The organism is Polaromonas sp., assembly GCF_036676035.1.
Taxonomy (GTDB): Bacteria; Pseudomonadota; Gammaproteobacteria; order Burkholderiales; family Burkholderiaceae_C; genus Polaromonas.
Genome location: NZ_JAKFDR010000046.1, coordinates 26993 through 43917 on the forward strand (window position 1 = coordinate 26993; position 16925 = coordinate 43917).

Sequence of the window (16925 nt, forward strand, 5' to 3'; positions counted from 1 at the left end):
ACCTCTTTTCAGCAAGGGCTGAGTCAACGGCTGGGGCGGGTCCGAAAAGCCTGTCTGGGCAGGCTGGGCCGGGCTGTGGCCGCACCTTCCAGTCTAATGAAATAGAGTGATTTTGGGGCGTGAAGTTCGGTAAAACGCATGTAAAGCTGGGCGATGACTTCCGGTTCATCCGGGCTTCTGTGAGTCTTTAAAGCCGCTCAGTCCAAGTGGCGGCGTCAAAACCGACCGTGGTGCGATCACCCCACTCGACCACCGGGCGCTTGATGACGCTGGGGTTGGCCAGCACCAGGGTTTTGGCGGAGGCGGCGTCCAGAACGGCGGCCTGCGTGGCGGCATCGAGCTTGCGCCAGGTGGTGCCCTGGCGGTTGACCAGTTTTTCCCAGCCCAGGGTTTTGAGCCAGCCGTCCAGCGGCTTGTCAGGCACACCCTGCTTCTTGAAATCGTGGAATTGGTAGTCCACACCGTGGTCGGTGAGCCACATGCGGGCTTTTTTGACGGTGTCGCAGTTGGGGATGCCGTAAAGGGTAATCATCTGGATATTTTGCATCAAATTGGCACGCTTCCCTTGTTGGTATTGCGCAAGCAGCTATCAAATCAATAGCGAAAATCACGCGAGGGCGAACACTGGAATAATTTCGGATCGGCGAGCTGATGCCATCCGCCGCCGCAGCACAGGTTCACAACGGTTTTGGCGCGTGCCTTCAGAGCGCTTCAACCTACATCTTCACCCTCACTTTCAGGAATGCCCCATGACGACTTCCGCCACGCTCTACCCGCCCCTTGCCCCCTTTCGAACGGGCATGCTGGATACCGGCGATGGCCACTCGGTGTATTGGGAGATGTGCGGCAATCCTGACGGCAAGCCGGCGGTTTTCCTGCATGGCGGGCCGGGTTCGGGTTGTTCCCCCGATCACCGCCGCCTGTTTGATCCCGAGCGCTACTGCGTGCTGCTGTTCGATCAGCGCGGTTGCGGCCGTTCGCGCCCCAGCGCTTCGCTGGACAACAACACGACCTGGCATCTGGTGGCCGACATTGAGCGGCTGCGCGCCCTGCTGGGTGTGGAGCGCTGGCTGGTGTTTGGCGGCTCCTGGGGCAGCACGCTGGCGCTGGCCTATGCCCAGAAGCACCCTGAGCGGGTGTCGGAGCTGGTCGTCAGGGGCATCTTCACCTTGCGGCGCGCCGAGCTGCTCTGGTACTACCAGGAAGGGGCCTCCTGGATGTTCCCGGACCTGTGGGAGCCGTTTTTGGCGCCCATTCCCCAAGCCGAGCGCGGCGACCTGATCGCGGCTTACCGCAAGCGTCTGACGAGCGCCGATCCGGTGGTGCAACTGGCGGCGGCCCGGGCCTGGAGCCTCTGGGAAGGCCAGACGATCACGCTGCGGCCAGACCCGGCTTCCACCGCCAAGCATGGCGATGACGACTTTGCGCTGTCTTTTTCCCGCATCGAAAACCACTACTTCGTGCATGCCGGCTGGCTGGCCGAGGGCCAATTGATCCGCGACGCCGGCAAGCTGGCCGGGATTCCCGGCGTGATTGTGCAGGGGCGCTATGACGTCTGCACGCCCGCCAGGACAGCCTGGGACCTGCACCGCGCCTGGCCCGGCGCAGACTTTCACCTGATCGACGATGCCGGCCATGCCTACAACGAGCCGGGGATTCTCGAGCAGTTGATCGCCGCCACCGACCGGTTCGCGCGTTGAGGCGAGGCCGACCCGCTTGAAGCCGGGTGGTGCCGGCGGCTCCCATGCACGCGGGTTGTCCGGGTGATTCCTTAAGCCCGCGCCAGTATGACCACGCCCAGCAGCATGAATGCCGTTCCGGCCATGCGCGAGACGAGGCCTTTTTCCTGCAGCAAGCTCGCTCCGAACAGCGTTCCCAGCAGCATCGACAGCTCGCGCACCGGCGCGACAAAACTCAAGGGGGCGCGTGTCATGGCGAACAGCACCAAGGTGTAGGCCAGTGGTGAAAGCACGCCAACGGCGAGGATGTAGCGGCGATGCCTGCGCCACTGATCGCGCAGCACGTGTGGCGCCCTCAGCGCCACCGGCGCCAGCAGGACGGTGCGGACCGCCAGTCCCAGCGCGTAGTACACGAGAGGCGAGACACCCATTGTCTTGACGGCCCAGCCATCGATCACGGTGTAGGCGGCAATCGACACGCCGGTCAACACGCCCCACATGACGCCCTTGCGCAGGCGGTGTTCGGTAGTCCGTAGCAGCCGGTGCACACCGGCAATCAGCAGGATGCCGACCATGATGGCGCCGATGCCGGACCAGCCGGGCAAGCCTGGCGTTTCGCCCAGCACCAGGACGGCGCCTAGCACCGCCACCAGCGGGCCGGTTCCGCGCGCCACCGGGTACACCACGGAAAAATCGCCCTGCTGGTAACCCTTTTGCAGCACGACGCAGTACACCACGTGCACCGCCGCACTGGCCGCGATCGCAACCCAAGCCGAAACGCCGAGCGTCTGAGGCGTCTGAAACCAGGCGAGCACGCCGAACGGGACTGCGCACGCCAGGCTGACCAGGCCGTACAGCCAGATGAACGGTATGCCGCCGGATGCCTTCTTGGCGAAAAAATTCCAGAGCGCGTGCAGAAATGCGCCGGCCAAGACGAGCAGCAGGGCGTCCGCGTTCATGTCTCAATCCTTGGCGGCATCCCGATGATCAGGGCAGAACCAGATGGGCGCGCACACGGGAAGCCAGCTCACGTGCTGTTTGCTCGTCGATCCGGTGCTTCGGGAATTGGGCCGCATGCAGCCAGGGTTGCTTGCCATGGTCCGGATCGCTGGTGTAGCGGGGGAAGAGGTGCCAGTGAAGATGCGGGTCCAGGTTGCCGTAGCAGGCATGGTTCATTTTCGACGGCTGGAAGGTGTTGACCAGCGCGTCGGTCGCGATCATCACTTCCCGGAAATGCGCCACCTGTACCGCTGGCGCCAGCTCATGCAGCTCGATCACATGCTGCTTCAGAATGATCTGGGCATAGCCCCGGTGGTACTGATGGTCGCCAATCACAAAAATGGAGTGCTCGAACTCGTGAATGAAGTGGGGGTTGCGTCCAGCCTGCCAAAGCGCCAGGCGGTCGCAAACGGTGCAGTTGTGAACGGTGCAGCTGTGTTCTGTGTGTGCAGATTCCATGTGGGTATCCGAAAGTGATAGTGTTAATATTTCTTTTGCCATCCAGACTCAAAGCTTTCGGCTTCTTGAACCAGATTTAGAGGGATATTAGAAAAAAATGATGTTTTGCGCTAACGCGTATTTCTTGAATTGATGCAAGAAAAACTAATGACAAAGCACGGCAGACTGCCGCCACTGAAGGCTTTGCGCGTGTTTGAGGCTGCCGCGCGGACCGGCAGCCTGACGCTGGCCGCGCAGGAGCTGCATATCACGCACAGCGCGGTCAGCCAGCAGATCAAGCTGCTCGAACAGTACTTCGGGCAGCCGCTGTTCGTGCGGTCCGCGCGCGGCGTCGAGGCAAGCGCGCAGGCAAAAATATTTCATGAAGAAGTCAGGTCCAGCCTGGACCGGATCGGGCTGGCAGCGGAGCAGTTGTCGCAATCCGGCGTGATTCGCACTTTGCGCGTCAACACCACGCCGTCCATCGCGATGCGCTGGCTGATTCCGCGCCTGTCGCTGTTCCAGATCGACAATCCGCGCGTGCAGGTATTGATTAGCACCTCGACATCGGATGCGATCGATCACCTCAAGGAGCCGTTTGACGTCATCATCCGGCGTGAGGCCATGACGCGCAGCGGATTTGAATGCGAACGCTTTCTCGACGACGTATCCGGGCCGTTGGCGTCTGCAGGCTATTTGAATCGCGTTTCCATCCGGTCACCGCAGGATTGCGTGCACGCCAGCCTGCAGCACCTTGCGAGCCGCATGGACGCGTGGCCACGCTGGCTGAATCTCGCCGGGGTGAAGACCCGGCAGCGGCTGAGCGGCCCGGTTTTCGAGCATTTTTTTCTCAGCCTTCAGGCGGCCAGCAACGATCTGGGCATTGCGATCGGTTCGCTGGCGCTCGTCGAAGACGATGTGGCGACGGGCCGGCTGCTGCGCTTGTTCCCGGAGTTTGTCATACAGGACGCCGGCTTTCATATGCTCTACCCGGCACAACAGCGGGACCCGGCGCTGGGCGTATTCATCGCCTGGATGAAAGCGCAGGGCGCTGCCTTTCGCCTTCCGCAGCATGCCTGAGGCCGAACGCGTGACTTGACCGCACCTTGACGCACCGCAGCAATGGTTTTTGGCCTTGCGCGACAATGCAGGCCAGTATGCAAAATCTGAACACACTGGACGACTGGCTGGCCCATTGCGAGCGCCTGCACCCGAAAAACATCGACATGGGGCTGGAGCGCGTGCGTGCCGTGGCCCAGCGCATGGGGCTGGCTTTTGACTGCCCGGTGATCACCGTGGCCGGCACCAATGGCAAAGGCTCGACCTGCGCCATGCTCGAAGCCATTTTGGGGCAGGCCGGTTACCGCACCGCGGTCTACACCTCGCCGCATCTGGTGCATTTCGAGGAGCGTTGCCGGATTCGCGGCGAGATGGTCAATGCTGCAGATTTGATAGCATGCTTTGCCCGTGTGGAAGCGGCCAGGACTCAAAATGGCCAGGACATTTCGCTGACCTACTTTGAATTCACGACGTTGGCAATTTTGAGCCTGATGGCACAGTCCGGCCTCGATGTCGCGATCCTCGAAGTCGGCCTGGGTGGGCGGCTCGACGCCGTCAACATCATCGACGCCGACTGCGCCGTGATCACCAGCATCGACCTGGACCACATGGAGTTTCTGGGGCCCGACCGCGAGAGCATTGGCCGCGAAAAGGCCGGCATCCTGCGCACCGGCAAGCCCGCCATCGTGAGCGACCCGGTGCCGCCGCAAAGCGTGCTGGACCGGGCGGCGGACATCGGGGCCGACCTCTGGCGCTTCGGCCACGACTTCAACTTCTCGGGCGACAAGCTGCAATGGGGCTGGGCCGGCCGGGGGCGGCGCTACGCCGGGCTGGCCTACCCGGCGCTGCGCGGCGCCAACCAGCTGATCAACGCCTCGGGCGTGCTGGCGGCCCTGACGGCGCTGCGTGATCGCCTGCCGGTGACAGCCCAGGCCGTGCGCAACGGGCTGGGCATGGTGGAGCTGCCCGGGCGCTTCCAGATCATTCCCGGCCAGCCCACGCTGGTGCTGGACGTGGCGCACAACCCGCATTCGGTGGCGGCGCTGGCGGCCAACCTGGACGCCATGGGTTTTTACCCCTGCACGCACGCCGTGTTCGGCGCCATGGCCGACAAGGACCTGGCCCCCATGCTCACGCGCATGGGCCCACTGGTGGACAAGTGGTATTTCACCGATTTGCCCACGCCACGGGCCGCGACCGGCGCCGATTTGAAGGGGCGCTGGCAGGTCGCGCAGACCCGTGCCGAGGTGACGGCCGGCACCTTCGCGGACCCCCGGCAGGCCCTGCAGGCAGCCATCGAGGCCGCAGACCCCGCTGATAGAATCGTGGTGTTCGGATCGTTCTACACGGTGGGCGGCATTTTGAAGGACGGCGTGCCGCGTCTTTCTGCCCAGCACCTGGCATCCTGAGGCCGGACAAACCCGTTCAACCAACGTTATCGCCGACGTTACCGCCAACGTTCACAAGCCAACGGATAAAGCCAGCACCATGCCGTTTTTCAACTTCCGCCGGGGCGGCTCCAGCACCCCGCCCAATGCCGGGTCAAGCACTCAACCCGAGAGCGTGGAAGTCATGCGCAAGCGCGCTAGGCACCGCCTGATTGGCGCGGCCGTGCTGGTGCTGGCGGGGGTGGTCGGCTTCCCCCTGGTGTTCGATACCCAGCCGCGGCCCATCCCGGTCGACATTCCGATCGAGATTCCGGGCAAAAACACGGTGAAACCGCTCACCATGCCGGCCAAAGAGGCGACGACTGCCATGCCGGCGCCCCAGCCTGCTTCGGCCCCGGCGGCCGATGGCAAGGTTGCCGCCACCGCCAGCCTGGCGCCCAAAGAAGAGATTGTTACCTCAAAACCGGTGGCAGAGCCTGTTAAATCTGCGCCGGCAGCTATCAAAAACGAAGCAAAACCTGAGCCCAGAGTTGAACCCAAGCCTGAGCCAAAGGCCGAAGCCAAACCAGTAGCGAAGGCGCCAGCGACCACGGCAGCGGCTGCCGATGCCGCACGCGCCAAAGCCCTGCTGGATGGCAAAACGGCCGCCAAGGCCGAGCCTGCAGAGCCCGAAGGGCGGATGGTGGTGCAGGTGGGTGCCTTTGCCGATGTGGCCAAGGCGCGCGAAGCCCGCCACAAGCTCGAAAAAGCCGGCCTGAAAACCTACACCCAGGTGGCCGACACCAAGGACGGCAAGCGCATCCGGGTCCGGGTCGGGCCGTTTGCGAGCCGGGCCGAAGCCGAAAAAGCCGCCAGCAAGATCAAGACCCTTGATTTGCCGGCAGCCATCCTGACTTTGTAAAGATAGTGCGGTTTCGTGGCGGCGGTTGACTGGATCTTTCTGGCGGTGATGCTGGTGTCGATGGCGCTCGGCGCCTGGCGGGGGCTGGTGTACGAGGTGCTGTCGGTGCTGGCCTGGGCGGTGTCGTTCTTCGTGGCGCAATGGTGGGCGCCGGATGTGGCGGCCCTGTTGCCGATCAAGTCCGCCTCCGAGCCGGTGCGCTATGCCGCCGCGTTTGTGCTGACGTTTATTGCCGCCCTGTTCCTGACGGGCCTGCTGGCCCTGCTGCTCAAAAAGCTGGTCGAAGCCATCGGGCTGCGGCCGGTGGACCGGACACTGGGCGTGCTGTTTGGCCTGCTGCGCGGCCTGATTTTGCTGCTGGCCGCCACGGTGGTGGTGAACATGACGCCGCTTAAGTCCAGCAGCTGGTGGCAGGAGTCCAAAGGCGCCGAGGTCCTGACGACCGCGCTCAAGGGTTTGAAGCCGGTCCTGCCGGAGCGGTTTGGAAAGTATTTGGGTTAATTTTCTGGGTCAATTTTTCGACGAAACAACCATGGGTGGACACATATGTGCGGGATAGTAGGCGTTGTCAGCAACGCGCCGGTCAACCAGCTGATTTACGACGGTCTGCTGCTGCTGCAGCACCGTGGCCAGGACGCGGCGGGCATCGTCACGCAGCAGGGCCGCAAGTTTTACATGCACAAGGCCAAGGGCATGGTGCGTGACGTGTTCCGCACCCGCAACATGCGCGCCTTGCCCGGCAATGTGGGCCTGGGCCAGGTGCGCTACCCGACGGCGGGCAATGCCTACAGCGAAGACGAGGCCCAGCCGTTTTACGTCAACGCGCCGTTCGGCCTGGTGCTCTCGCACAACGGCAACCTGACCAACGCGACCGCGCTCAAGGCCGAGCTGTTCAATACCGACCACCGCCACATCAACACCGACAGCGACTCCGAAGTGCTGCTCAATGTGCTGGCCCACGAGCTGGAGAAAACCACGCGCGGCCTGCCGCTCAAGCCCGCCGACGTGTTTGCCGCCGTGCGCGGCGTGCATAAGCGCGTCAAGGGCTCCTACGCCGTGGTGGCGCTCATCGCCGGGCACGGCCTGCTGGCCTTCCGCGACCCGTTTGGCATTCGCCCGCTGTGCCTGGGCCGTGGCCAGAACGAAGGTGGCGACACCGTGATGGTGGCCAGCGAGTCGGTGGCGCTGGAAGGCACCGCCTACCAGTTCGAGCGCGACATCGCGCCCGGTGAGGCGGTGTTTGTCGATCTTCAGGGCCAGGTGCATGCCGAGCAGTGCGCGGCCAATCCGAAGCTCAATCCCTGCATTTTCGAGTTTGTCTACCTGGCCCGCCCCGACTCGGTGCTCGACGGCATTTCGGTTTACCAGGCCCGGCTGAACCTCGGCGAAACGCTGGCCAAGCGCGTGGTCTCCACGGTGCCGCCCAGCGAGATCGACGTGATCATCCCCATCCCCGAGTCCAGCCGCCCCAGCGCCACGCAGCTGGCGCACCTGCTGGGCATTCCCTACCGCGAAGGCTTTGTGAAAAACCGCTACGTGGGCCGCACCTTCATCATGCCGGGGCAGGGCGTGCGCAAAAAATCGGTGCGCCAAAAGCTCAACGTGATCGCCAGCGAATTCAAGGGCCGCAACGTGCTGCTGGTCGACGACTCCATCGTGCGCGGCACCACCAGCCGCGAGATCGTGCAGATGGCGCGCGACGCCGGCGCGAAGAAGGTCTACCTTGCCAGCGCCGCGCCCCCGGTGCGCTATCCCAACGTCTACGGCATCGACATGCCGACCGCTGACGAGCTGGTGGCACATGACCGCACGATCGAAGAAATCCGCCAGGTCATCGGTTGCGATGCGCTGATCTATCAGGACGTGGAAGGCATGAAGCGGGCCGTCGGCTCGCTCAACGCCAAGCTCGATGGTTTCGATGCGTCGTGCTTTGACGGCGTCTACGTCACCGGCGACATCACGGCCGAGACCATTGCCAGGATGAACGAGCAGCGTGTCGATACCAGCGAAGAGGGCGAAGTCGATGTGTCGCGCCTCGCATTGCCCAATCAGCGGGAGGCCTGAGCTTTGAGCACGAGAAAACTACCCGACAACCTGCACCTCGACACGCTGGCCGTGCGCGTGGCGGTGGACAAAAGCCAGTATGGCGAAAACGCCGAAGCACTGTTTCTGACCAGCAGCTTTGTCCAGCCCGATGCCGCCACCGCAATGCGGCGCTTTGCCAACGAGGAAGAGGGCTACATCTATTCCCGCTTCACCAATCCCACGGTGACCAGCATGGAGCAGCGCCTGGCGGCGCTGGAAGGCACCGAGGCCTGCATCGGCACCTCCAGCGGCATGGCAGCCATTTTGCTGATGTGCATGGGCCTGCTCAAAAGCGGCGACCATGTGATTTGCTCGCAATCGGTGTTTGGCTCGACCATCAAGCTGATTGGCGGCGAGTTTGCTAAGTTCGGCGTCGAGAGCAGCTTTGTTTCGCAAACCGATGCAGCCCAGTGGAAAGCGGCCGTCAAGCCCAACACCAAACTGCTGTTTGCGGAAACGCCCACCAACCCGCTGACCGATGTGTGCGACATCCGCGCACTGGCCGATATCGCGCATGCCGGCGGGGCCCTGCTGGCGGTCGACAACTGTTTTTGCTCGCCGGCCCTGCAGCAGCCGGCCAAACTGGGCGCGGACCTGATCATTCATTCCGGCACCAAATACCTCGACGGCCAGGGCCGCGTCATCGCCGGCGCCATTTGCGGGCCGAAAAAACTGATCGACGAAAAACTCGTTCCCATCATGCGCAGCGCGGGCATGACGCTGTCGGCCTTCAATGCCTGGGTGGTGCTCAAGGGCATGGAGACCCTGTCCATCCGCATGCAGGCGCAAAGCGCCAGCGCGCTGGCACTGGCCACCTGGCTGGAGGCGCAGCCCGGCGTGTCCCGTGTTTACTACCCCGGCCTCAAGTCGCATCCCCAGCACGCGCTGGCGATGGCGCAGCAGTCAGGCTTGGGCGGCGCCGTGGTGTCGTTTGACGTGAAAGCGGCCGATGCCGCGGCCGCCCGGCAAAATGCGTTTCACGTGATCGACAGCACGCAGGTGTGCAGCATCACCGCCAACCTGGGCGACACCAAGACCACCATCACGCATCCGTCCACCACCTCGCACGGGCGGTTGACCGAAGAGCAGCGGCAGGCCGCGGGCATTGGCCAGGGCCTGATCCGCGTGGCGGTGGGACTGGAACATATTGACGATTTGAAAGCCGACCTCGCACGTGGTCTGCGCGGTCTGGACAACCTGGCATGACACAGAAAACAAGAACACGGTTTGCCCCTTCGCCCACGGGTTTCATCCACCTCGGCAACATCCGCTCGGCCCTCTACCCCTGGGCGTTCGCGCGTGCGACCGGTGGCGATTTCATCCTGCGCATTGAAGACACGGACCTGGAGCGCTCCAGCCAGGCGGCGGTGGATGTCATCATTGAAGGCATGCGCTGGCTGGGCCTGGACCATGACGAAGGTCCGTTCTTCCAGATGCAGCGCATGGACCGCTACAAGGCTGTCCTGGCCGAGCTGCAGGCGGCGGGCCAGGTCTACCCCTGCTACATGAGCGTGGCTGAACTCGATGCGCTGCGCGAAAGGCAGATGGCGGCCAAAGAAAAGCCGCGCTATGACGGCACCTGGCGGCCCGAACCGGGCAAGACGCTGCCGCCCGTGCCCGAAGGCGTGCAGCCCGTGCTGCGCTTCAAAAATCCGCAGGGCGGCTCGGTGGTCTGGGACGACAAGGTCAAGGGCCGCATCGAGATCAGCAATGACGAGCTGGACGACCTGGTGATTGCGCGCCCCGATGGCACGCCGACCTACAACTTCTGTGTGGTGGTCGACGACATCGACATGGGGATCACGCACGTGATTCGCGGTGACGACCATGTGAACAATACGCCGCGCCAGATCAACATCTTTCGCGCGCTGGGCAAAGACGTACCGGTCTACGCGCACCTGCCGACCGTGCTCAATGAGCAGGGCGAAAAAATGAGCAAGCGCAACGGCGCCAAGCCGGTGACGCAATACGCCGCCGAAGGCTATTTGCCCGATGCCATGGTGAACTACCTGGCGCGCCTGGGCTGGAGCCACGGCGATGACGAGATCTTCAGCCGCGAGCAGTTCCTGCAGTGGTTCAACCTCGATCACCTGGGCAAGAGCGCCGCGCAGTTCGATGAAGCCAAATTGCGCTGGGTCAATGCGCAGCATCTGAAGGCACTGGCCGACGACAAGCTGGCCGGACTGGTGGCGCCCTTCGTCAAAGCCAAAGGCATGGACCCTGCGGGCATGCCACGCCTGGCCGAAAGCTGCGGCCTGTTCAAGGACCGCTGCAGCACGCTGGTGGAGCTGGCCGGCTGGCTGCAGGTGCTGGTGACCGGCGGGCAGGCGAGTGCGCAAGACCGGGCCACGCATGTGACCGATGCGGTCCGTCCTGCGCTGGGCAAACTGGCGGAGGCGCTCGCCACTTGCGAATGGAACAAGGCGGCGATAGCCGCAGCCATCAAGCAGGTGCTGCTTGATACCGGACTCAAGATGCCGCAGCTGGCCATGCCCGTGCGCGTGCTGGTGATGGGCACGCCGCAGACCCCTTCGCTGGATGCAGTTCTTGCGCTGATGACACGCGAAGATGCAATCTCCAGATTGAGGGCTTGAAAAGCATCTGATTTTCGGGCTATAATTTGAAGCTCGAGAATTGCAGGGGAAACCCGCAGACATGAGAAATCATGTGAGGGGGTATAGCTCAGCTGGGAGAGCGCTTGCATGGCATGCAAGAGGTCATCGGTTCGATCCCGTTTACCTCCACCAACAATTTTCGAGACGGAAGTTATAAAAATTTAGTTGTAACGGTTCCAAGGTTTTGACCCCATCGTCTAGAGGCCTAGGACATTACCCTTTCACGGTAAGTACCGGGGTTCGAATCCCCGTGGGGTCGCCAAAATTCACCACGCAGCAGTGTGGTGCACAAGGCGCAAGTCGGTAGCACTTGGCTCGACAGTGAGAACTGAAGAGCGAACGCTATCTACCAGGAGTGGTAGTTCAGTTGGTTAGAATACCGGCCTGTCACGCCGGGGGTCGCGGGTTCGAGTCCCGTCCACTCCGCCAGTCTCCAAAAGGGTTTGTTGCTATTAAAAACGCAGCAAACCCTTTTTTGTTTTCAAGGCTTGGGCGTACCCGTCGGGCACGCCGGTTGCAGTTCTTGCTCACCATTCGCGTGCAGCGTCGCGTCCGTCATATGGTTGTCGCCCTGGCTCTGGGCCTGTTTGCCTCTCCTCACGCCTTGGGGCGGCAATCCTGAGGGTTGAGCGGTTGAAACAAAATACTCCCGGCAGCTTTTTCGCTGCCGTTTTCGTTTTCATCAGTTCAGCCCAGGTTTTCCCGGCGGCGCCACGACTGGCGAGCCGGCGCGGTCCGCAGTAAACTGAAAAACCGGCCGGCACATCCCCTGCCGCGCCGCTGTCCGGACCCTGGTCCGTCGCTTTACCCAAGGAGGCAGCCATGTCAATTCCCTCGCATCTATCCAGCTACCTGGACCAGCGCGGCGCCAGCTACGAGATTTGCGCGCACGAGCACAGCCGCACCAGCGCAGAGACCGCCCGCAGCGCGCATGTCCCGCAGAAGCAGCTCGCCAAGTCAGTCATCCTTGAAGACGAAACGGGCTGCGTGATGGCCGTCATTCCGGCCGACAAGACCGTCATGGTGGGCGAACTCGCCCGCATGCTGGGCCGCAAGGAGCTCAGGCTTGCCGATGAAAGCCGCATCGCGATGCTGTTCGCGGACTGCGATCTCGGCGCGGTACCCCCGGTCGGCATGGCCTGGGGCATCGAGACGATCGTCGACGACGAACTCGAAGCCAACGACGTCGTGTACATGGAAGGCGGTGATCACGAACGCCTGCTGCGGATGTCGCGCGAACAGTTCCATGCGCTGATGAGTTCGCAGCAGCACGGGCGCTTTTGCAGGGCCCCGATGCACTGAGCCGGGCGCCGGCCCGTCGGCGCTCGACTCGCCGCCGTCCTCGCTGCGCTCGGCGAGGCCGGTGCTACTTGTTGGCTGGCAGCTCCCTTGCTACCGGCCGTGTGCACCCTGTAGCCCTTGATGTGCAGGTGGTGGTCATGGCGAGCTTTCGCTTCTACGAGGAACTGAATGAATTTCTCGCGCCAAAGCGTCGCGGGCGCGAGTTCACTTGCTCCTGTGCGCGGGCGGCGACCACCAAGCACATGATCGAAGCGCTGGGCGTGCCGCACACCGAGGTCGAACTGGTGCTGGTCAACGGCGAGTCGGTCGGCTTCGAACGCCTGCTGCGCGATGGCGATCGCGTGGCCGTCTATCCGAAGTTCGAAGCGCTCGACGTCACACCGCTGCTGCGCGTGCGCGATCAAGCCCTGCGCGTGACGCGCTTCGTCGCCGACGCGCATCTGGGCGGGCTGGCACACCTGCTGCGCATGACCGGCTTCGACACTTTGTACGACAACCACTTTCGCGACGAAGAGATCGAACGCATCGCCAGCGTACAGGGACGCATTGTCCTGACACGGGACCGCGAACTGCTCAAGCGCCGCGGCATCACCCATGGCTGCTACGTGCACGCACTGCGAACGGAGCGGCAACTGCGCGAAATTTTCGATCGACTCGACCTGGCGCGCGGTGCGCGGCCGTTCACGCTGTGCCTGTATTGCAATGCGCCCTTGCATGCGATCGAGAAGACGCGGGTCGCGCCCATGCTGCCCCGGGGCGTGCGCGAGCACTACGAGCGCTTCAGCGTCTGCGACGTGTGCCATCGCGTGTTCTGGGAGGGCTCGCACTGGCGGCGTATGCGTTCGATGCTGGATGGCTTGTTGGCACCGGCCGGCGCCCTGCAGTAGGCGGCGCCGGATTGTCTGCTCAGACTTCGCGCAACTGTCTTTTCAGCGCCACCTTGTCGGCGCGACGGGTAGCCGCCTGCGATTTGCGGTGGCTGCCGGCCTTGCGTTGAAGGGCCGGCGCAACCAGCGGGTTGCGTGGCCTGGGCGCTTTCAGCTTGAGTTTGATCTTGCGGGCCGAACTCATGGCACCGGCACCGCGGGCTTGATGCGCCCCAGCTTGAGCAGGCCGGTCGACAGGGCCGTGCCGCACACAATCACCAGCGCGCACACCACCATCCACGATGTGACCGCTTCACCCAGAAGCACCACACCGTACAACACGGCAAACACCGGCACTACAAAGGTCACGGTCAGGGCGCGTTGCGGCCCGGCGTTTTCAATCAGGCGAAAGAACAGGATGTAGGCCAGTCCGGTGCACAGCACACCCACGGCCAGCAAAGCCAGCCAGGCGGTGGGGCTGGGCATGCGGGCGGGCCACAGCCACAGGGCGGGCAGGGCCAGGCCCAGTGTGGCGCCCATCTGGCTGCCGGCGGCAGTCACCAGCGGCGGCATGCCGGTCAGGTAGCGCTTGGTGTAACTGGCCGAGATGCCGTAGCAGAGGCAGGCCAGCAGGCAAGCCAGCACGGCCCAGCCCGGTGCCACGCCCGAGGCGTCGGGCTTGAAGGTGGCTTTGTCCCAGGCCAGCATGGCCACGCCTGCAAAGCCCACAATGAGTCCCAGCACGCGCGAGGCATTGGGCCGGTCTTTCAGCCAGAGCCAGGCGATCAGGGCGCCGAACATGGGCACGGTCGCATTGAGAATGGCCGACAGGCCCGTGGTGATGGACAGCAGCGCGAATGAAAAGCACGCAAACGGAATGCCGGAGTTGAGCACGCCGATGAGGAAGATCTTTTTCCAGTGCTTTTTCAGCTCAGGCAACAGTCCCCGCAGCAGCACGATGGGAAACAGGAACAGGGCGGCAATGGCGACGCGCACGGCGGCCGTGGGCAGGGCGCCGAACTCCACTGCACCGAGCCGCATGAACAGAAAGGACGAGCCCCAGATGGCAGCGAGCAGCAGAAAATCGGAGAGCCAGCTTTTGCCGGCCTGTGATGAAACGGTCGGGGTCATCGTTGAGCTCACAGTACACCTTCCAGTTTGAGCAATGCGGTTTTGCGATCGAGCCCGCCAGCATAGCCGGTAAGCGAGCCGTTGGTGCCCAGCACGCGGTGGCAGGGCACGATGATGCTGACTGGGTTGCGCCCGACTGCCGCACCCACGGCCCGCACGGCGGCCGGTTTGCCAATGCTGCCGCTTACTTCGCTGTAGCTCAGGGTTCCGCCCTGCGGAATGGCGAGCAGCGCCTGCCACACCGACTGCTGGAAGGCCGTGCCGTAGGCCAGGTCCAACGGCACATCAAAGCTGGTGCGCCGACCGGCGAAATACTCGGTGAGTTGCTGGATGGTTTGTTTGAGCGCCGGGTGGTCGGGCTGGGTTGGCCAGTGGGTCTGGCCCCCACGCTTTTCACTTCGTGTAATACGCTGCCCCCCGAGGGGGCTGTGCTTGCTCGGGGCGGCCCTTCGCGGCGCACGGTGGTCTAGCTCCGCCAACTCAAGAGGCATGTGCCGCTGGCCTTCAAACCAGAGCCCGGCCAGGCCCTTGTCCGTTGCGGCAATGATCATTTTGCCCAGAGGGCTTTGGAAAGTGGTCTGAACGATGGAGCGGTCGAATTTCATCTTGTTCACCTTTGAATGGTTTCGAGGTTTTACCTGTCATGCAGGCCGTTTTATGCCTTTAGCCCTTTAAGCACGTACGCAAGTAGCTATCAATTCAATAGCGACGAGAATCCGTGTCGTTTTCTGCGGGCGTATTCAGGAAAAAAGGCTGGCTCGATCATTCGCCGGTGATGGTCGCCCGAAAGCGTTTTCCCGTCCAATGAAATCGAGATGGCGTATTCATTCCCTAAACGCATGAATCCACGCAGGCCCGTCAACCGGGCCGCTCAAGCGTGCCGCTCCACGCGCGGATCACGGCATAGCTGCGCCAGGGCTTCCAGGCATTCGATGCCAGCTCGGCTTCCCGGGCCGGATTTTTCAGTCCCTGCACGCCCAGCGCCTTGTGCAGGGCCACATCACCGGACGGAAACGCGTCGGGCCAGCGCAGGGCGCGCATGGCAATGTATTGCGCGGTCCAGTCGCCAATGCCGGGCAGGGCCTTGAGCGCCGTGATGGTGGCCTGTACATCGGCGCCGCCATGCAGCGGCAGCTGTTTTTCTGCGACGGCCCGTGCGATCGCCACAATGGCCGTCTGCCGCTGCTTGACGATGCCCAACTGCCCGAGCGCGTCGCCGCTGGCGGTGGCGAGCACCGCTGGTGCCGGAAACAGGCGGGTCAATGCCGGCCACGGGGTTTCAATCGGTTCACCCAGTTTGTCCACCATGCGCTGCGCCAGCGTGCGGGCCGCCGCCACGGTGATCTGCTGGCCGAGCACCGCGCGCACCGCCAGTTCGTAACCATCGAAGGCGCCGGGCACGCGCAAGCCGTCGCCGCCCGGAAAGCTGGCATGCAGCACGCTGTTGATCGCGCCCGGATCGGCGTCCAGATCAAAGGTGGCGCGCGTGCGCCGGATCACCAGCGGCAGCACCTCGCGCAGGGAGTCGCTGACCCGCAGCACCAGCTGGCTGCGCGTGGTGTCAAACTCGGCCTGCAGCCAGCCGGCATGCACCTTGCCGCCCGACTCAATGCGCAATGTTCTTCCAAGGCTTGGCTGATTGGCGTCAGCAGCTACAAATTCGATAGCGTTGATCACGCGTTTGCTGAAAAACCCGAGCATCGCCGGCACGTCATACGGGGGCCGGTAACCCAGCTTGACGGTGATGCCCTGGCTGGAGTCGCTGCCACCCTGGCGGCGCAGCTGCGACGGGTTCAGGCCGTAATGCTCCACAAACGCAGCATTGAAGCGGCGCACGCTGGCGTAGCCGCTGATCAGCGCCACCTGGGTGATGGGCAGGTTGGTGTCGGCCAGCAACTGCTTGGCCGTCAGCAGGCGGCGCGTTTGCAGGTACTGCACGGGCGACACGCCAAACTGCGCTTCAAAGATGCGCCGCACATGGCGGTCGCTTACCCCCAGTCGCGCCGCCAGACCTGCGACGGTGGGCTCCGCCGTGCGCCGCGAAGGGCCGCCCCGAGCAAGCACAGCCCCCTCGGGGGGCAGCGCAGTACGCGAAGCGACAAGCGTGGGGGCTATGTCGCCCCACACTTCTGGTTCATCCAGCAGCCGGGCCGCCTGGTGCGCCAGAATGTAAGAGGCATCCTGAATCGACCAGACCACCGAGTTCGGCGCCAGCTCGGGCCGGCACCGCAGGCAGGGGCGAAAGCCGGCGTTTTCAGCCTGCGCGGCATGGCCAAAAAACCGGCAGTTTTCGCGCTTGGGGGTTTTCACGCTGCACACCGGCCGGCAGTAAATGCCGGTGGACGTGACGCCGGTAAAAAAACTGCCGTCAAAACGTGCATCCCGCGCTTTCAGGGCGAGGTAGCAGGCGTCGTCGGCAATGGTGGCGGTGGCGACATCGGTGTTCATGGGTTTCATGATAC

At 63.4% G+C, this 16925-nt stretch carries 17 protein-coding genes and 3 tRNA genes; 13 read left to right on the forward strand and 7 right to left on the reverse strand.

What is annotated here, in order from left to right; all coding sequences use genetic code 11:
• Nucleotides 1–187: 187 nt before the first annotated feature.
• Complete coding sequence (locus tag V6M61_RS07430; protein ID WP_332775927.1) at nucleotides 188–532, reverse strand: ArsC family reductase; 345 nt, start codon at nucleotides 530–532, stop codon at nucleotides 188–190.
• Between the two features lie 217 nt (nucleotides 533–749).
• Here V6M61_RS07430 and pip point away from each other — a divergent pair, with 217 nt between their 5' ends.
• On the forward strand, nucleotides 750–1700 hold the full coding sequence (pip, locus tag V6M61_RS07435; protein WP_332775928.1) for a prolyl aminopeptidase: 951 nt from the start codon (nucleotides 750–752) through the stop codon (nucleotides 1698–1700).
• A 71-nt stretch (nucleotides 1701–1771) separates the two neighbouring features.
• Here the strand turns inward: pip and V6M61_RS07440 are convergent, their stop codons facing one another.
• Nucleotides 1772–2638 (reverse strand): DMT family transporter, encoded by an 867-nt coding sequence (locus V6M61_RS07440; RefSeq protein WP_332775929.1) that lies wholly within the window; start codon nucleotides 2636–2638, stop codon nucleotides 1772–1774.
• A gap of 28 nt (nucleotides 2639–2666) precedes the next feature.
• A complete protein-coding gene (locus tag V6M61_RS07445; protein WP_332775930.1) occupies nucleotides 2667–3137 on the reverse strand; it encodes an HIT family protein in 471 nt (156 codons plus the stop codon).
• Between the two features lie 147 nt (nucleotides 3138–3284).
• Between V6M61_RS07445 and V6M61_RS07450 the strand changes: the two genes are divergently transcribed.
• The 12 genes from V6M61_RS07450 (at nucleotide 3285) to V6M61_RS07505 (ending at nucleotide 13353) form a co-directional block, all read left to right on the forward strand.
• Nucleotides 3285–4196, forward strand: a complete 912-nt coding sequence (locus V6M61_RS07450; RefSeq protein WP_332775931.1) for a LysR substrate-binding domain-containing protein — start codon at nucleotides 3285–3287, stop codon at nucleotides 4194–4196.
• Between the two features lie 77 nt (nucleotides 4197–4273).
• Nucleotides 4274–5584: a bifunctional tetrahydrofolate synthase/dihydrofolate synthase gene (folC, locus tag V6M61_RS07455; RefSeq protein ID WP_332775932.1), complete on the forward strand. Its 1311-nt coding sequence runs from the start codon at nucleotides 4274–4276 to the stop codon at nucleotides 5582–5584.
• Between the two features lie 79 nt (nucleotides 5585–5663).
• Nucleotides 5664–6464 (forward strand): SPOR domain-containing protein, encoded by an 801-nt coding sequence (locus tag V6M61_RS07460; protein WP_332775933.1) that lies wholly within the window; start codon nucleotides 5664–5666, stop codon nucleotides 6462–6464.
• A gap of 15 nt (nucleotides 6465–6479) precedes the next feature.
• Nucleotides 6480–6965, forward strand: a complete 486-nt coding sequence (locus V6M61_RS07465) for a CvpA family protein (RefSeq protein ID WP_332775934.1) — start codon at nucleotides 6480–6482, stop codon at nucleotides 6963–6965.
• Nucleotides 6966–7010: 45 nt separating this feature from the next.
• On the forward strand, nucleotides 7011–8528 hold the full coding sequence (gene purF / locus V6M61_RS07470; RefSeq protein ID WP_332775935.1) for an amidophosphoribosyltransferase: 1518 nt from the start codon (nucleotides 7011–7013) through the stop codon (nucleotides 8526–8528).
• Nucleotides 8529–8531: 3 nt separating this feature from the next.
• Nucleotides 8532–9755, forward strand: a complete 1224-nt coding sequence (locus tag V6M61_RS07475; RefSeq protein ID WP_332775936.1) for an O-succinylhomoserine sulfhydrylase — start codon at nucleotides 8532–8534, stop codon at nucleotides 9753–9755.
• Nucleotides 9752–11143: a glutamate--tRNA ligase gene (gltX, locus tag V6M61_RS07480; RefSeq protein ID WP_332775937.1), complete on the forward strand. Its 1392-nt coding sequence runs from the start codon at nucleotides 9752–9754 to the stop codon at nucleotides 11141–11143. Before V6M61_RS07475 ends, gltX begins: the two co-directional genes overlap by 4 nt.
• Before the next feature lie 77 nt (nucleotides 11144–11220).
• A tRNA-Ala gene (locus V6M61_RS07485) sits at nucleotides 11221–11296 on the forward strand.
• A 54-nt stretch (nucleotides 11297–11350) separates the two neighbouring features.
• Nucleotides 11351–11426 (forward strand) — tRNA-Glu (locus V6M61_RS07490).
• Between the two features lie 90 nt (nucleotides 11427–11516).
• Nucleotides 11517–11593, forward strand: a tRNA-Asp gene (locus V6M61_RS07495).
• A gap of 393 nt (nucleotides 11594–11986) precedes the next feature.
• Entirely contained in the window at nucleotides 11987–12466 is a 480-nt protein-coding gene (locus V6M61_RS07500; protein WP_332775938.1) for an aminoacyl-tRNA deacylase, read from the forward strand.
• Between the two features lie 131 nt (nucleotides 12467–12597).
• Entirely contained in the window at nucleotides 12598–13353 is a 756-nt protein-coding gene (locus V6M61_RS07505; RefSeq protein ID WP_332775976.1) for a Mut7-C RNAse domain-containing protein, read from the forward strand.
• A 19-nt stretch (nucleotides 13354–13372) separates the two neighbouring features.
• Here V6M61_RS07505 and V6M61_RS07510 read toward each other — a convergent pair whose 3' ends face one another.
• The 4 genes from V6M61_RS07510 to V6M61_RS07525 form a co-directional block, all read right to left on the reverse strand.
• Nucleotides 13373–13537 (reverse strand): hypothetical protein, encoded by a 165-nt coding sequence (locus V6M61_RS07510; RefSeq protein ID WP_332775939.1) that lies wholly within the window; start codon nucleotides 13535–13537, stop codon nucleotides 13373–13375.
• The gene (locus V6M61_RS07515; RefSeq protein ID WP_332775940.1) at nucleotides 13534–14463 is read right to left on the reverse strand and encodes a DMT family transporter; all 930 of its coding nucleotides are present in this window, start codon (nucleotides 14461–14463) and stop codon (nucleotides 13534–13536) included. The genes V6M61_RS07510 and V6M61_RS07515 overlap by 4 nt, the downstream gene beginning before the upstream one ends.
• Before the next feature lie 8 nt (nucleotides 14464–14471).
• Nucleotides 14472–15068: a methylated-DNA--[protein]-cysteine S-methyltransferase gene (locus V6M61_RS07520; protein ID WP_332775941.1), complete on the reverse strand. Its 597-nt coding sequence runs from the start codon at nucleotides 15066–15068 to the stop codon at nucleotides 14472–14474.
• A gap of 253 nt (nucleotides 15069–15321) precedes the next feature.
• A complete protein-coding gene (locus V6M61_RS07525) occupies nucleotides 15322–16920 on the reverse strand; it encodes a DNA-3-methyladenine glycosylase 2 family protein (RefSeq protein ID WP_332775942.1) in 1599 nt (532 codons plus the stop codon).
• Between the last annotated feature and the right edge of the window lie 5 nt (nucleotides 16921–16925).

Bases quoted from the DNA above. Each gene is read 5' to 3' on its own strand.
- V6M61_RS07430 (WP_332775927.1), bottom strand. From the start codon at position 532: ATGATTACCCTTTACGGCATCCCCAACTGCGACACCGTCAAAAAAGCC.
- pip (WP_332775928.1), top strand. From the start codon at position 750: ATGACGACTTCCGCCACGCTCTACCCGCCCCTTGCCCCCTTTCGAACG.
- V6M61_RS07440 (WP_332775929.1), bottom strand. From the start codon at position 2,638: ATGAACGCGGACGCCCTGCTGCTCGTCTTGGCCGGCGCATTTCTGCAC.
- V6M61_RS07445 (WP_332775930.1), bottom strand. From the start codon at position 3,137: ATGGAATCTGCACACACAGAACACAGCTGCACCGTTCACAACTGCACC.
- V6M61_RS07450 (WP_332775931.1), top strand. From the start codon at position 3,285: ATGACAAAGCACGGCAGACTGCCGCCACTGAAGGCTTTGCGCGTGTTT.
- folC (WP_332775932.1), top strand. From the start codon at position 4,274: ATGCAAAATCTGAACACACTGGACGACTGGCTGGCCCATTGCGAGCGC.
- V6M61_RS07460 (WP_332775933.1), top strand. From the start codon at position 5,664: ATGCCGTTTTTCAACTTCCGCCGGGGCGGCTCCAGCACCCCGCCCAAT.
- purF (WP_332775935.1), top strand. From the start codon at position 7,011: ATGTGCGGGATAGTAGGCGTTGTCAGCAACGCGCCGGTCAACCAGCTG.
- gltX (WP_332775937.1), top strand. From the start codon at position 9,752: ATGACACAGAAAACAAGAACACGGTTTGCCCCTTCGCCCACGGGTTTC.
- V6M61_RS07500 (WP_332775938.1), top strand. From the start codon at position 11,987: ATGTCAATTCCCTCGCATCTATCCAGCTACCTGGACCAGCGCGGCGCC.
- V6M61_RS07510 (WP_332775939.1), bottom strand. From the start codon at position 13,537: ATGAGTTCGGCCCGCAAGATCAAACTCAAGCTGAAAGCGCCCAGGCCA.
- V6M61_RS07515 (WP_332775940.1), bottom strand. From the start codon at position 14,463: ATGACCCCGACCGTTTCATCACAGGCCGGCAAAAGCTGGCTCTCCGAT.
- V6M61_RS07520 (WP_332775941.1), bottom strand. From the start codon at position 15,068: ATGAAATTCGACCGCTCCATCGTTCAGACCACTTTCCAAAGCCCTCTG.
- V6M61_RS07525 (WP_332775942.1), bottom strand. From the start codon at position 16,920: ATGAAACCCATGAACACCGATGTCGCCACCGCCACCATTGCCGACGAC.